The organism is Rhodococcus sp. WS3 (assembly GCF_003797085.1).
Classification (GTDB): Bacteria; Actinomycetota; Actinomycetes; order Mycobacteriales; family Mycobacteriaceae; genus Rhodococcus_F; species Rhodococcus_F globerula.
Window position 1 is genome coordinate 1064028 of the sequence record NZ_RKMA01000001.1, and the last position, 13373, is coordinate 1077400.

The following is a 13373-nucleotide window of genomic DNA, read 5'->3' on the forward strand; positions in this document are numbered from 1 at the left end:
GACCTGCGCATTACCCAGCTTCACGAGAGGACTTGCTTCGCGATGACGACAGTCGAGGTACCGCACAGCTCGCGATCGGCGGTACTCACCGTGTCCGGAGTCGTGGAAGAGACTTCGGACGCCCGGTCGCTGGTTTTCGAGATCCCCGCAGACCTGAAGGGCAAGTTCGACTACAAGCCCGGGCAGTTCCTCACTCTGCGCATCCCCAGCGACCAGACCGGTTCCGTTGCGCGGTGCTACTCCCTGGCCAGTTCACCGTTCACCGACGACGCCCCCAAGGTGACCGTCAAGCGAACCATCGACGGCTACGGTTCCAATTGGCTGTGCGACAAGGTTCAGGTCGGCGACACCATCGAAGTGCTGCCGCCGTCCGGTGTGTTCACCCCCAAGTCGCTCGATCACGATTTCCTGCTCTTCGGCGCGGGCAGCGGCATCACTCCGGTGATCTCGATCCTCAAGTCCGCTCTCACCCAGGGCAGCGGCAACGTTGTCCTCGTGTACGCCAACCGTGACGAGAAGTCCGTCATCTTCGGTGCAGAGCTTCGCGAACTCGCAACGAAGTACGCCGGTCGCCTGACCGTCATCCACTGGATCGAATCGGTCCAGGGACTCCCGGTCGTTTCGCAGCTGGCAACGCTGGCCAAGCCGTTTGTCGCCTACGAAGCCTTCATGTGTGGCCCCGGCCCCTTCATGGACGCCGTGCACAACGCACTCGCCGAAGCCGGCATGCCCCGCACACAGGTCCACGCCGAGGTCTTCAATTCCCTCGCCGGTGACCCGTTCAAGGACGTCGAACTCGCCGAGGTCACCGACGAAGAAGCAGCAGACGCCGCCACGGTCGAGGTCGAACTGGACGGCGAAACCCACACACTCGTCTGGCCCCGCAAGCAGACCCTCGTCGACATCATGCTCGCCAAGGGCCTCGACGTGCCGTACTCCTGCCAGGAAGGCGAATGCGGCTCCTGCGCCTGCACCGTCACCGAAGGCGAAGTGCAGATGGACAACTCCGAGATCCTCGACGCCGAGGACATTGCAAACGGATACATTCTCGGATGCCAGGCAAAGCCTGTATCCGACAGCCTCAAGATCGAGTTCTGACACCGGATTCTTCGATACTGTTCGGCCCCTGATTCCCTTCGGATTCGGGGGCCGAATGGTTTTCCCCGAACGCCGAGTTCTCCCCGAACACAGTGTCCGGCCGTGGCCGCATCTGCCACAAAGCAACAATTGCCGCGGCGCTGACCAGGATGAAACCCTCCCGCAAGATCGCTCCGACCGGCACGAGCAGCGCCGACGCGTCCATCAACTGCTGTCCCATACTCGGTCCGCAATAGACCACCACCAGAGCTGCAACAAAAACCGCGACACCACGACGCGAACGCAGCCGGAACAGTATCGTGACCGCCGCCGGGATCAGGTACACCCAGTGATGAATCCAGCTGATCGGCGACAGAATCGGCGCGCTCAACCCGATCACCAGTGCCGCGTCGACGCTACGGCCGTCGAGGTATATCCGCCTCGCAATCCACAGTGCCGCTGCGCCGACCAGCACGATCAACGGCATCACCACCGCATCCGTCCAGGAACCCAGCGCAGCCAGAGTGCCCTGCAGCGAGCCGTTACCAGAACTGGCAATCGCCTCGCCCGTAAGATCCACGCGGCCACTCAAACTCCACACGACTTCGGTCCAGAAGGTTCTGCTCAGCGCCGGATCGACCAGTGCGGCAGCAACAGTGGCAGCGGCCGCACCCACCGAACTCCAGATCGCCAGTCGCCATTGCCGTGTCACCACGAAGTAGACGACGAACAACCCCGGAGTCAGCTTGATCGCGGTCGCAACGCCGATCAACAGTCCTCGAGGGAAGTACCGGCCGAGAATCGAATTGTCATCTCGGGTGATGTCGAACAGCACCAGTGCCATCAACAGCAGATTTACCTGACCGAACGAGATGTGCGCGCTGACCGTCGGTGTCACCGACACCCCGATCAGAAGTGCCGCCATCACCAACGGCCGCAAGCGAACCCACCTCGGAGTGAAGCGCGCAACCGTCCACGCCACCAGCAGAATGCACAGAAGCGACCACAGAAGGTACGCAGTCCACCAGTCGAAAAACGCTGTCGGCCACAACAACAACACTGCAAACGGCGTGTAGGTGAACGGCATTCCCTCAGGCTCGATCATCGGGCCGAGCAGGTTCCCGGCATAGATGTCGCCGCCACTGGCAAACTTCTCGACGGCGTAGCGATAGACGAGGAAATCAACAGGTTCGACGGCTCGCACGACGTACACCAGATATGCCAGCACCACGCATGCTGCCGCGAGCATCGACGCGATGGTTGTCGCTGTAACTAGTCGAGCTGAGGAGGCCTGCACCTCTCGATCGTGTCACAGACCGTTACGGCAAAGTCTCACACCGGCGCACGGAGCGACCGAAAATGCGTCCGCTCCTCCGCACTGAGGCGCTCACACGCATAGCTCAATGCGGTACGACCCATGTCGTGCGCATGCAACTCCAGGAACCCGGTCAACAAACCCCGGTCGACGCGTTTGCCCACCTCACGCAGCATCCAGCCCATCGCTTTCTGCGTCAGATCACGACGATCGTCGAGGACGGACGCCGCGAGCTCGAGAGTTGTCGACGCGTCGCCCTGCGTGATGAAGCCGTACGTGGTCAACAGCGCCACGCGCCGACGCCACAGGTCGCCCGAATCCGAGAGCTCGAACACCAAGCTTCGGTTCCGATCGAACAACCATCCGCCGAGAATCTGACCGGCCGACGAATCGACCAGGTCCCAGTTGTTCACCCGCCCACGCTCCACCGCGTCGAGGTAGAACTCGGCGATCGTGCGTCGGGCTTCGTCGTCGAAAGACCGCTGCTTACTTGACTTCTCGAACTGCGTCACCAGAATCAACAGGCCGGCGAGACGATACTCGTGAACTTCGCTGTCGAGCAGTACACGCACTTCGCTCAACTCGAGACCGCCGAACCGCTTGACCACGGTCCGTGTCTTGGGCACCCGAACACCGATGAAGACGTCGCCCTCGCCGTACTCCCCCGGCCCGGTCTTGAAGAACCGCTGAAGGTGAACAGCATCCTTCGGATCGGACAGGTCGGCCAATGCCTCGCCCACCGCACGAGCACTCAGATCACCCATGTCGACACGATCTCACAACTCACAGCGTCCTCACATCTAACGCCCCAGGTAGGCACAGCCTGGTCGGCAACACTGAAACCATGCTCACAACTGCACTGGCCTTCACCACACTCACGCTGATGGCGCTCTCCGGCCACATCGCAGCCACCGCCCCGCGCGGCCTGGTCGCGGCCCGCACCTCTGATCACAAATCTTGATACAAACCGGCTCTGCCTGCGGGTAACTGCAACCCGAATGCAATTGTCGGAGAGTTGAACTGGACCTCAGGAAGGCGTCTACTCGAGAGTGAAAGAATCTTTTCGCTCGAGGAGGTTTCGCCATGAAGTCGTGGAATCGAATGCAGGATGCCGTAGCCGTGGTTCTCGGTGTCTTTGCCGCACTGTCGCCGATCTGGTTGACCACCAACGACCGGGCTATGTGGTCACTGATCGTCCTGGGTGTGCTCGTTGCACTCGCCGGCCTGGCTCACATGGCACGACCGGACATGGCCGTCGCCGACTACGCGATGGGTGTCTTCGGCGTTCTGATGTTCATCTCCCCCTGGGTCATGAACTTCCACGCCCTCGAAGGCGCAGCCTGGACAGCCTGGGTTGTCGGAGTCCTCACCGTAGTGGTGGCAGTGAGTGCGATGCCGATGATGGCCGCCAGAATGCATCACGGCGACCACGGAGTGGCCGCCCATTAGAGCAGTGACCACGGAGTGGCCGCCCACTGAGTACTCAGGCCCTTATTGCTCCCAACAACCGTCCGGCGTCGAATGCTTCGGCGCTGGACGGAAGGCTGCCGGGGCGTCCGCTCACGAACACCTCGACCGTCCCGGAACCAACTGAAGTGTCCATCTCAGCTGCGTCGATACGGCGCAGTGTCTGCCTTGCGACGGCCTCGGCGCTGTCGAAGAGCAAGACTCCTTCGGGCAGCGCGGCAACAATCTCGTCCCGCAACAACGGGTAATGGGTGCAGCCTAGAACAACACCTTGCACACCGTCTGGTGTCCGGGCCGCGGCGTCGCTGATCGCGGCCAAGGCGCCCGCTCGGTCGCCTCGGTCGATGGCGTCGGCGAGGCCGTGGCACGCGACGCCGACTACCTCGGTTCCATCCGCGAATTCCGCGATCAGATCTGCCTGATAGCGGCTGGCCGTGGTTGCCGCCGTAGCCCAGATCGCCACCGACTCACACACGGCAGCCGCTGGTTTGATTGCCGGTACCGTCCCGATTACGGGAATACCAGGCCCGACCAGCTCGCGGACATGCTCGAGCGCCGTCACACTCGCCGTATTGCATGGCAGCACGATGACCTCCGCGCCCCGGTCGAGACTTCGCGCCGCAGCACCGAGCACCCGGTCGATCACCCACGGCGCAGGCTTCGGCCCCCATGGTGCGCCGTCAGGATCCAAGGACAACACCAGATCCAATTCGGGACGCAGGCGGCGAAGCCAAGCGGAAGTCGGGAGCAAACCTAGACCCGAGTCGATGAGCGCAACGATCACCGAACAAATCTAGCGTCCCGAACCCGACCGAGCCGCATCAGCTCGCCCGCCTGTCCATCAACTCACACTGCTGCGGCTTCCAGCACTTCGGCGATCGGAGTACCCGCGGCGATCTTCGCGCGCATCTTCATCACCGCCGCAGGACTGCCACAGCCAACTACTGCTGCCAACACTCCATCACGCTCGTAGTAAGCGACAAACTTGCGGCCGTCGTCCTTGACGATATGCACCTGATCAGTGGACGACACCGTTCCCAGCGCCTGAATCTTCACGTCGTATTGATCGCTCCAGAAATACGGAACCTGCGCGGGCGCATTCGCGTCCCCGGTACCGGTCAACGCCCCGGCAAGAATCTTTGCCTGATCCCCGGCGTTGCTCCAGTGTTCGACGCGCTTGCGCGCTTCCCCGATCGTCCATGCGGCAACGTCACCGATCGCCCACACATTCTCGACACTTGTCCGGCCCACCGTGTCGCACAGCACTCCGTTGCCCAGTTCGATCCCGGAATCTGCAAGCCAATCCGTCACCGGCAATGATCCGACGCCGATGGCGACCACGTCGACGGAAATTTCGGAACCGTCACCGAGAACAGCGGTGTCGACGACGCCGTCGCCGGACAGAGTCTCGAGCCCGACGCCAACCCGGACGTCGATGCCCGCGTCTCGGTGCAGTCGCTCCACCAGAGCACCGACCGTCGTGCCGAGTACCGATGCAAGCGGTGTCGGTTGCGGTTCGAGCAGAACGACGTCAACTCCGTGCGACTTCATGCTCGACGCCAATTCACAGCCGATGAAGCCGGCACCGACGATCAGCGCTCGCTTGCCCGGCGCAAGGTCCGCGCGCAGAGCGAGTGCTTCCTCGATGGAACGCAGGACGTGCACGCCTGAAAGCTCAGGCAGACCGCCGATGCGCCTTGGGGTCAGTCCCGTGGCGATGATCAGATCGTCGTACGTCAGCTCCGAACCGTCGGCAAACGCGACGGTCTTGGATGCGGTATCCACCGAGAGTGCTGGTGAACCGAGCTTCAGGTCGATCGCGTTCTCGGTGAAGAACTCCGCCGGACGCAGAGTCGTCTCGTCCTTGTCTCCGCGGATGACTTCCTTCGACAGCGGCGGACGGTCGTACGGCAGATGCGCCTCACCGCCCGCTAGGACTATCTCGCCCTCGAAACCGGCGCGCCGCAGCTCCTCCGCGGCTCGTAGCCCCGACAAACCTGCGCCCACGATCACTATCCGTGCCACCACACACCCACCCGTCTGATCTTGCGTCACTATCGGCGCCCACTATGAGAGCCGTCACGTATTCACGTCAGACTCTGTCATACCAAATTCGGACGGAGGTGTGGTGCACCCGCTGGGAAGCAGCGGTTGTCACTAGAGTTGATGACAGGTGAGACGCACACACTGAAACTCGAGCAGGGAGCACCGCATGACCAGCGATTCCAGTGGAAGCAGCAGCGTCCAGTTCGGCGCGGACGGCGGCGCCGCGCTCCACAGCACGCAGGGCAAAACGATCATTGCGGACGCCGTGGTCGCCAAGATCGCCGGCATAGCCACCCGCGAGATCAACGGCGTGTACGACGTCGGCGGCGGTACCGCACGCGCTGTCGGCGCACTCCGCGACCGCATCCCTGGTGCACGCGTCAATCACGCGCAGGGCGTGGCCGTCGAGGTCGGCGAGAAGCAGGCCGCGATCGACATCGGAATCGTCGCCGAATACGGCGTCGCCCTCCACGAGTTGGCGCTCGGAATCAGGCGCAACGTCATCGCGGCCGTCGAAAGAATGACCGGCCTCGAAGTCACCGAAGTCAACATCACCGTCTTCGACGTCATGCTCTTCGGCGAATCCGAGAACCCGGGCACCGAACCGGAAGCGAAGCCGAGAGTTCAGTGAGCGGTCCCGAACGGATCGATCTCGGTATGGCAGCCGAAACCGTCGCCGACGCCGCGCTGGCGGTTCACGGTGTCGCCGCACTGCACGGCGGCGAGTTCGGCGAAGTCGGAACCTACCTCCCGGGCAAGCGCGTCACCGGCGTGGTCATCGACGAAAACGGTTGCAACGTACACATATCCGTCGCTTACCCGGCAAACGTCGTGACTGTCGCTCAACACGTCCGCGACGCGGTCGGGCAGGTCGTCGACGTACCGATCACCGTCACCGTCGGCGACGTCAGCCACCCTGACGATCAGCTCGCACCCCTCATCGAAGAAAGGAACTGATGTGAACAGCACGACAGTCGGCCTGCTGGTCGGTCTGCTCCTCGCCCTCGCCGGAATCCTGGGCGGGTTCAGCGGATTCCTTTTTGCCGTCCTACTCGGAGCAGCCGGTATGGCGATCGGCGCGCATCGCGACGGTCACCTCGACCTCGGCGCCATCCTCCGAAGCCGTGGCCGTGGCTGAGTCCACCACACCCACCCCCACGGCGGGCACATCAACACCGGACCCCGTTGACCCCGGCCTTCGCGGCGTACTGGTCATCAAGGACCGCGCGATGTCGAAAATCGCCACAGCCGCCGCGATCACGGTCCCCGGAGTTGTCCGGCAAACCGGCGGACTCAGCAAGTTGACCGGACGGGAACTGCCGCGGGCAGACATCGCGATGGGGTCCGACGCCGTATCCGTCAATCTCTTTCTTGCGGTCAACTGGCCGTGCTCTGTTGTCGAACTGACAGGTCGCGTGCACAACGAGGTCGCCACGAGTGTCGAATCCCTCACCGGCTACCCGCTGCACGAAATGAACGTTCTGATTGCGGCAACCACGGTCCCCGAAGAGGGCGCCGTACCGGGCATCAGCATTCCCGAAGACACTGCCGAGCAACCGGTTTCGCAGTGGACTCCCCCTCGAACGCCTGCCGCCGCACCCGCCGCAGCGGTATCGGCAGTAGTGATCGCGTTCGGACTGCTCGCGCTTGCTTTTGTGGTCTCACGTGAATGGTTCATCAATCGCGGCACCTTCGAATCTGCGCCGTGGATCGCGAACTCCGTTGAATGGGCATCACGATTGCACTGGCAGACGTGGCTACTACCGACGGCAATCGCAGCGGTAGTCGCCGGGGTCGTCCTGATCATGACGGCGATGAAGCGACGCGCTAAAACCCATGTGCCACTAGGGAACCCGAATGCCGGTACCGTCTGGATGCGCCCGACCGACATTGCCCGCATGTGCAGCGGACAAGCCGCAACGGTGCCCGGCGTCGAACGCGCCCACACCACCGTCGACCGCAAACACGCCAAGGTCCATATCGATACCGTCGGCGGGGATCGCGACGCACTGATCACGGCCGTCGAAACAGCAGTTCAACCGCACCTCGACGTCCTACAGCGCCCCGTCCGTCTGACCGTTCTCGCCCGAGAAATCGCAGCAAAGCAGAAGGTCGAATCGTGAACCGCTACATAGCCGCGCTCGACCGAATCGTTGTGCTGATCATCGGCATTGCTCTCGTCGTCGCCGGTGCGTACATCATCGCCTGGGATGCCGGCGTCCGTCTGATCCGGACGTGGGTGTCACGGCTGGATCGACCGACGCTCCTCGGAATTCCCGAGCAGCCGTGGTGGCACTGGGTTCTTACCGGAACCTTTGTCTTCTGCGTTGTTGCCGGATTCGGCTTGCTGTATCTCAATCTTCGGCTGCGCCGCGCCCGAGCAATAACACTCCGACATGCACAGTCCGGCACCGAAATCAGTGTTGATCTCGGTCCGATCGCCGATGGTGTTGCAGCTGAACTCGCACATTTGCCCGGTGTCCGTGCCGCTAAGGGACGAGCCACCGTAGACCGTGGGCTCCCGACACTCTCCGTAGTGGTCAACGCCGATCCCGGAATCAACGTCGTCGACTTCACCACCCGCGCCGAGGACATCGCGTCGACAACGCGCCGCAACCTCGACGGTTCTGATGTTGCGGTGCAGGTACTACTGCACCTAGATCGAGTGGACGCCGCGCAGTAGGTCTGGCTCTGGTTTCCCGACCGGAACCGCACCATCGGAAATCAAGTACAACAACAAGAAAGGCGCTCACTCCCCGAAGGGAATGAGCGCCTTTCTGTGCGGAGCTATGAATCAACTAGCAAGACAAGAGTCTCACTTGATGATCTTGGAAACCTTGCCGGCGCCGACCGTACGGCCGCCTTCGCGAATTGCGAAGCGCAGGCCCTCGTCCATGGCGACAGGCTGGATGAGCTTGACGGACATCTCGGTGTTGTCACCGGGCATGACCATCTCGGTGCCCTCAGGCAGCGTCACGACGCCCGTAACGTCCGTGGTACGGAAGTAGAACTGCGGGCGGTAGTTGTTGAAGAACGGGGTGTGGCGGCCGCCCTCGTCCTTCGACAGGATGTATGCCTGGCCCTCGAACTCCGTGTGGGGAGTCGTGGTGCCCGGCTTGACGACAACCTGTCCACGCTCGACGTCTTCGCGCTTGATGCCACGAACGAGCAGTCCGACGTTGTCGCCGGCCTGGCCCGAGTCGAGCAGCTTGCGGAACATTTCGATGCCCGTGACGGTGGTCTTGGTGGAGGTCTCCTTGATGCCGACGATCTCCACCTCCTCGTTCACGTTGACAACGCCACGCTCGATACGACCGGTGACAACGGTGCCACGGCCGGTGATCGTGAAGACATCCTCGACAGGCATGAGGAAGGGCTTCTCGGTCTCACGAACCGGAGTCGGGATGGACTCGTCGACTGCAGCCATGAGGTCGAGGATGGACTGGGTCCACTTCTCGTCGCCCTCGAGTGCCTTGAGTGCCGAGATCGGGATGACCGGGGCGTCCTCGTCGAATTCCTGAGCGGCCAGCAGTTCGCGGACCTCCATCTCGACGAGCTCGAGGATCTCTTCGTCGTCAACCATGTCGGCCTTGTTCAGGGCGACGAGGATGTACGGAACGCCAACCTGGCGAGCGAGCAGGACATGCTCGCGCGTCTGGGGCATCGGGCCATCGGTGGCTGCAACGACGAGGATAGCGCCGTCCATCTGAGCCGCGCCGGTGATCATGTTCTTGATGTAGTCGGCGTGACCCGGTGCATCGACGTGCGCGTAGTGGCGCTTGTCCGTCTGGTACTCAACATGCGAGATGTTGATCGTGATGCCACGAGCCTTTTCCTCGGGAGCCTTGTCGATCTGATCGAAGGCCGAAGCCTCGTTCAGGTCGGGGAAAGCATCCGCAAGCACCTTGGTGATGGCCGCCGTCGTCGTGGTCTTGCCGTGGTCGACGTGACCGATGGTGCCGATGTTCACGTGCGGCTTCGTCCGCTCGAACTTCGCCTTCGCCACTTTTGTCCTCCTGGACTGATAATTGCTTGCCGTATGCAGCAGTGCGGTTGGTTATTACTTGGTCGTGCTTCGTGCCGAAAGCAACCGAGGTTACTTACCGGCGCGGGCTGGGGAGCTCGCAGTACTTACTACTTACTCGCCCGTCGCCTTGGCGATGATTTCCTTCGAGACGTTCGCGGGAACCTCTGCGTAGGAATCGAACACCATGGAGAAGTTCGCCCGGCCCTGGGTCCTGGACCGCAGGTCACCGATGTAACCGAACATCTCCGAGAGCGGAACCAGCGCCTTCACGACACGGGCACCACTGCGTTCCTCCATGGCCTGAATCTGGCCACGGCGGGAGTTGATATCGCCGATCACGTCGCCCATGTACTCCTCGGGCGTTGTGACCTCGACAGCCATAAGGGGTTCGAGAATGACGGGGCCGGCCTTGCGGGCGGCTTCCTTCAGCGCCTGCGAACCGGCAACCTTGAACGCCATTTCCGAGGAGTCGACGTCGTGGTAAGCACCATCGAGCAGCGACAGCTTCAGGTTCACGAGCGGGTAGCCGGCGAGAACACCGTACTGCATCGCGTCCTGTGCGCCTGCATCCACGGAGGGGATGTACTCGCGCGGGATACGTCCGCCGGAGACCTTGTTCTCGAATGCGTAGGTAGCACCGTCTTCGCCCACGAAAGGCTCCAGAGCGATGATGACCTTTGCGAACTGGCCCGAGCCACCCGTCTGCTTCTTGTGGGTGTAGTCGTGCTTCTCGACCGTCTTGGTGATGGTCTCGCGGTACGCCACCTGCGGCTTGCCGACGTTGGCCTCGACCTTGAACTCGCGACGCATGCGGTCGACGAGGATGTCGAGGTGGAGCTCGCCCATGCCGCCGATGACGGTCTGACCGGTCTCGTCGTCGAGTTCGACCGAGAAGGTCGGATCCTCTTCGGCGAGCTTCTGGATCGCGACGCCCAGCTTTTCCTGGTCGGACTTGGTCTTGGGCTCGATGGAGACCTGGATGACCGGTGCGGGGAACGACATCGACTCGAGGACGATGGGGTTCGCCTGATCGCACAAGGTGTCACCGGTGGTGGTGTCCTTGAGGCCGATCATCGCGTAGATGTGGCCGGCTACGGCCTCTTCTACCGGGTTCTCCTTGTTGGCGTGCATCTGGAAGAGCTTTCCGATGCGCTCCTTCTTGCCCTTGGTTGCGTTGAGCACCTGTGCGCCCGGATCGATACGACCCGAGTACACGCGGACGAAGGTCAGCTTGCCGAAGAACGGGTGAGCAGCGATCTTGAAGGCGAGAGCCGAGAACGGCTCTTCCTTGCTCGGCTTGCGAGTGATCTCTACTTCTTCGTCATTGAGCTTGTGTCCGACAACCTCGCCGATATCCAGCGGGTTCGGCAGGTAGTCGATGACTGCGTCGAGCATGGGCTGAACGCCCTTGTTCTTGAACGCGGAGCCACAGATAACCGGGTACAGCTCGGAAGCGACCGTCATCTTGCGGATGGCGCCCTTGATTTCCTCGACCGTGAGCTCTTCGCCGCCGAAGTACTTCTCCATGAGAGCTTCGTCGGACTCGGCAACGGTTTCGAGCAGCTTCTCGCGGTACTCTGCAGCCTTCTCGACGAGATCCGCGGGGATCTCTTCGATGGTCGGCAGTGCACCGGTCGGAACTACGCCGCGCCACGTGATGGCACGCATCTCGACCAGGTCGACGACGCCGTCGAAGTCGTCCTCAGCGCCGATGGGCAGCTGGAGAACGAGCGGCTTCGCGCCGAGACGGTCGATGATGGTCTGCACGGTGAAGTAGAAATCCGCGCCCATCTTGTCCATCTTGTTGACGAAGCAGATACGCGGAACGTCGTACTTGGCAGCCTGACGCCACACCTGCTCGGACTGCGGCTCGACACCCTCTTTACCGTCGAACACAGCAACTGCGCCGTCGAGCACGCGCAGCGACCGCTCCACCTCGACCGTGAAGTCGACGTGGCCGGGGGTATCGATGATGTTGATCTGGTTGTTGTTCCAGAAGCAAGTCACGGCGGCAGACGTGATCGTGATGCCGCGTTCCTTCTCCTGCTCCATCCAGTCCGTCGTCGACGCACCGTCGTGCGTCTCACCGATCTTGTAATTGACACCGGTGTAGAACAGGATGCGCTCGGTGGTGGTGGTTTTGCCGGCATCGATGTGCGCCATGATGCCGATGTTGCGGACCTTGTTCAGGTCAGTCAGCACTTCCTGTGCCACAGGTTTCTTCCCCGCTCGTTGCTTGGTTTTTCGGGTGTCGGCCGTATCCGGTGTGTTCCACCGTCAAGGCCATGGTCTTTCAATTATGTCTCTGCCGCGGCAACCCGACCACCTCTGTCCGGAATTAACCGGCCGATGTGATCAGGTCGCCAACGGCGACAGCGTCGGAGCACCCACCCGATGGCAGTTGCTCCGACGCTTACATCACCAGCGGTAGTGGGCGAATGCCTTGTTGGCTTCGGCCATCTTGTGAGTGTCTTCGCGACGCTTCACAGCTGCACCGAGGCCATTGCTGGCATCGAGGAGCTCGTTGGCGAGACGCTCGACCATGGTCTTCTCACGACGTGCACGCGAGAAGGTGACCAGCCAGCGCAGTGCCAGCGTGGTGGAACGACCGGGACGAACCTCGACCGGCACCTGGTAGGTAGCGCCACCAACGCGGCGGCTACGAACCTCGAGTGCAGGCTTGACGTTGTCCAGGGCGCGCTTGAGCGTGACGACCGGATCGGTGCCGGTCTTCTCGCGTGCCTGCTCGAGAGCCTGGTACACGATTCGCTCTGCGGTGGACTTCTTGCCGTCCAGCAGGATCTTGTTGACGAGCTGCGTCACCAACGGGGAACCGTAAACCGGGTCGTTGATGAGCGGGCGCTTCGGAGCGGGGCCCTTACGTGGCATTAGCTCTTCTCCTTCTTGGCGCCGTAGCGGCTGCGTGCCTGCTTGCGACCCTTGACACCCTGGGTGTCGAGGGAGCCGCGGATGATCTTGTAACGGACACCCGGGAGGTCCTTCACACGACCGCCACGGACGAGCACCATGGAGTGCTCCTGAAGGTTGTGGCCTTCACCGGGGATGTACGCGGTGACCTCGACCGAAGTCGTCAGGCGAACGCGAGCGACCTTACGGAGAGCGGAGTTCGGCTTCTTGGGGGTGGTGGTGTACACGCGAGTGCACACGCCACGACGCTGCGGGCTGCCCTTGAGGGCTGCCGTCTTGACCTTGGCGGTCTTGTCGCGGCGACCCTTGCGGACCAGCTGGTTGATGGTTGGCATTTACCGGCTTTCTACGTCGGAACAGACTGCTCGAAGCAACCTTGGCTGTTCTGAAATTAGGGATCTAGCAGTTGGAGCAAGATAGCTGCTGCTCCTCACCCACCTCTGATACTGCTGCGCTGCGCAAATGCGCCTCGCTCTGCACCCGAGGTCGGGCGTGTCGCATACCCCCACACAG

The 13373-nt window shown here is 62.2% G+C and carries 15 protein-coding genes; 7 read left to right on the forward strand and 8 right to left on the reverse strand.

Translation table 11 applies throughout. The features are described from left to right. The first annotated feature begins 42 nt into the window (after positions 1 to 42). The gene (locus tag EEB13_RS04710) at positions 43 to 1098 is read left to right on the forward strand and encodes a ferredoxin--NADP reductase (protein WP_141484710.1); all 1056 of its coding nucleotides are present in this window, start codon (positions 43 to 45) and stop codon (positions 1096 to 1098) included. On the opposite strand, the gene EEB13_RS04715 is transcribed toward EEB13_RS04710, so the two are convergent. Next, positions 1082 to 2326, reverse strand: a complete 1245-nt coding sequence (locus EEB13_RS04715; protein WP_141484711.1) for a glycosyltransferase family 87 protein — start codon at positions 2324 to 2326, stop codon at positions 1082 to 1084. The genes EEB13_RS04710 and EEB13_RS04715 overlap by 17 nt on opposite strands. Positions 2327 to 2409: 83 nt before the next feature. Beyond that, positions 2410 to 3156 carry a DNA alkylation repair protein gene (locus EEB13_RS04720; RefSeq protein ID WP_141484712.1) on the reverse strand — a complete coding sequence of 249 codons (747 nt, stop codon included), beginning with the start codon at positions 3154 to 3156 and terminating at the stop codon, positions 2410 to 2412. Positions 3157 to 3475: 319 nt separating this feature from the next. On the opposite strand from EEB13_RS04720, the gene EEB13_RS04725 reads away from it, so the two are divergent. Beyond that, complete coding sequence (locus tag EEB13_RS04725; protein ID WP_033236413.1) at positions 3476 to 3841, forward strand: SPW repeat protein; 366 nt, start codon at positions 3476 to 3478, stop codon at positions 3839 to 3841. Between the two features lie 34 nt (positions 3842 to 3875). Here the strand turns inward: EEB13_RS04725 and EEB13_RS04730 are convergent, their stop codons facing one another. Continuing rightward, positions 3876 to 4643 carry a glutamate racemase gene (locus tag EEB13_RS04730; protein ID WP_033236414.1) on the reverse strand — a complete coding sequence of 256 codons (768 nt, stop codon included), beginning with the start codon at positions 4641 to 4643 and terminating at the stop codon, positions 3876 to 3878. Between the two features lie 62 nt (positions 4644 to 4705). Next, on the reverse strand, positions 4706 to 5872 hold the full coding sequence (locus EEB13_RS04735; RefSeq protein ID WP_141485538.1) for an NAD(P)/FAD-dependent oxidoreductase: 1167 nt from the start codon (positions 5870 to 5872) through the stop codon (positions 4706 to 4708). A 199-nt stretch (positions 5873 to 6071) separates the two neighbouring features. Here EEB13_RS04735 and EEB13_RS04740 point away from each other — a divergent pair, with 199 nt between their 5' ends. Genes EEB13_RS04740 through EEB13_RS04760 form a run of 5 tightly spaced genes read left to right on the forward strand, consistent with a single transcriptional unit; the run spans position 6072 to position 8588 of the window. Continuing rightward, on the forward strand, positions 6072 to 6536 hold the full coding sequence (locus EEB13_RS04740) for an Asp23/Gls24 family envelope stress response protein (protein WP_033236415.1): 465 nt from the start codon (positions 6072 to 6074) through the stop codon (positions 6534 to 6536). A gap of 26 nt (positions 6537 to 6562) precedes the next feature. Then, the gene (locus EEB13_RS04745) at positions 6563 to 6862 is read left to right on the forward strand and encodes an Asp23/Gls24 family envelope stress response protein (RefSeq protein ID WP_033236492.1); all 300 of its coding nucleotides are present in this window, start codon (positions 6563 to 6565) and stop codon (positions 6860 to 6862) included. A 1-nt stretch (position 6863) separates the two neighbouring features. Next, positions 6864 to 7043: a hypothetical protein gene (locus EEB13_RS04750; RefSeq protein ID WP_033236416.1), complete on the forward strand. Its 180-nt coding sequence runs from the start codon at positions 6864 to 6866 to the stop codon at positions 7041 to 7043. After that, the gene (locus tag EEB13_RS04755) at positions 7030 to 8028 is read left to right on the forward strand and encodes a DUF6286 domain-containing Asp23/Gls24 family envelope stress response protein (RefSeq protein ID WP_033236417.1); all 999 of its coding nucleotides are present in this window, start codon (positions 7030 to 7032) and stop codon (positions 8026 to 8028) included. The genes EEB13_RS04750 and EEB13_RS04755 overlap by 14 nt, the downstream gene beginning before the upstream one ends. Continuing rightward, positions 8025 to 8588 carry a hypothetical protein gene (locus EEB13_RS04760; RefSeq protein WP_141484713.1) on the forward strand — a complete coding sequence of 188 codons (564 nt, stop codon included), beginning with the start codon at positions 8025 to 8027 and terminating at the stop codon, positions 8586 to 8588. The genes EEB13_RS04755 and EEB13_RS04760 overlap by 4 nt, the downstream gene beginning before the upstream one ends. 132 nt (positions 8589 to 8720) lie before the next feature. On the opposite strand, the gene tuf is transcribed toward EEB13_RS04760, so the two are convergent. From tuf to rpsL, 4 genes are all read right to left on the reverse strand, one after another. Next, entirely contained in the window at positions 8721 to 9911 is a 1191-nt protein-coding gene (gene tuf, locus EEB13_RS04765) for an elongation factor Tu (RefSeq protein ID WP_033236419.1), read from the reverse strand. Positions 9912 to 10043: 132 nt separating this feature from the next. After that, a complete protein-coding gene (gene fusA, locus EEB13_RS04770; protein WP_033236420.1) occupies positions 10044 to 12146 on the reverse strand; it encodes an elongation factor G in 2103 nt (700 codons plus the stop codon). A 204-nt stretch (positions 12147 to 12350) separates the two neighbouring features. Then, positions 12351 to 12821, reverse strand: coding sequence for a 30S ribosomal protein S7 (gene rpsG, locus EEB13_RS04775; RefSeq protein WP_003941856.1), 471 nt, complete (start codon positions 12819 to 12821; stop codon positions 12351 to 12353). Then, positions 12821 to 13195 carry a 30S ribosomal protein S12 gene (gene rpsL / locus EEB13_RS04780; protein WP_003941908.1) on the reverse strand — a complete coding sequence of 125 codons (375 nt, stop codon included), beginning with the start codon at positions 13193 to 13195 and terminating at the stop codon, positions 12821 to 12823. The genes rpsG and rpsL overlap by 1 nt, the downstream gene beginning before the upstream one ends. Positions 13196 to 13373: the final 178 nt, after the last annotated feature.

What these genes read in the sequence shown, in the direction of transcription:
- EEB13_RS04710 (WP_141484710.1), top strand. Translation starts at nt 43, where the DNA reads ATGACGACAGTCGAGGTACCGCACAGCTCGCGATCGGCGGTACTCACC.
- EEB13_RS04715 (WP_141484711.1), bottom strand. Translation starts at nt 2,326, where the DNA reads ATGCTCGCGGCAGCATGCGTGGTGCTGGCATATCTGGTGTACGTCGTG.
- EEB13_RS04720 (WP_141484712.1), bottom strand. Translation starts at nt 3,156, where the DNA reads ATGGGTGATCTGAGTGCTCGTGCGGTGGGCGAGGCATTGGCCGACCTG.
- EEB13_RS04725 (WP_033236413.1), top strand. Translation starts at nt 3,476, where the DNA reads ATGAAGTCGTGGAATCGAATGCAGGATGCCGTAGCCGTGGTTCTCGGT.
- EEB13_RS04740 (WP_033236415.1), top strand. Translation starts at nt 6,072, where the DNA reads ATGACCAGCGATTCCAGTGGAAGCAGCAGCGTCCAGTTCGGCGCGGAC.
- EEB13_RS04745 (WP_033236492.1), top strand. Translation starts at nt 6,563, where the DNA reads ATGGCAGCCGAAACCGTCGCCGACGCCGCGCTGGCGGTTCACGGTGTC.
- rpsG (WP_003941856.1), bottom strand. Translation starts at nt 12,821, where the DNA reads ATGCCACGTAAGGGCCCCGCTCCGAAGCGCCCGCTCATCAACGACCCG.
- rpsL (WP_003941908.1), bottom strand. Translation starts at nt 13,195, where the DNA reads ATGCCAACCATCAACCAGCTGGTCCGCAAGGGTCGCCGCGACAAGACC.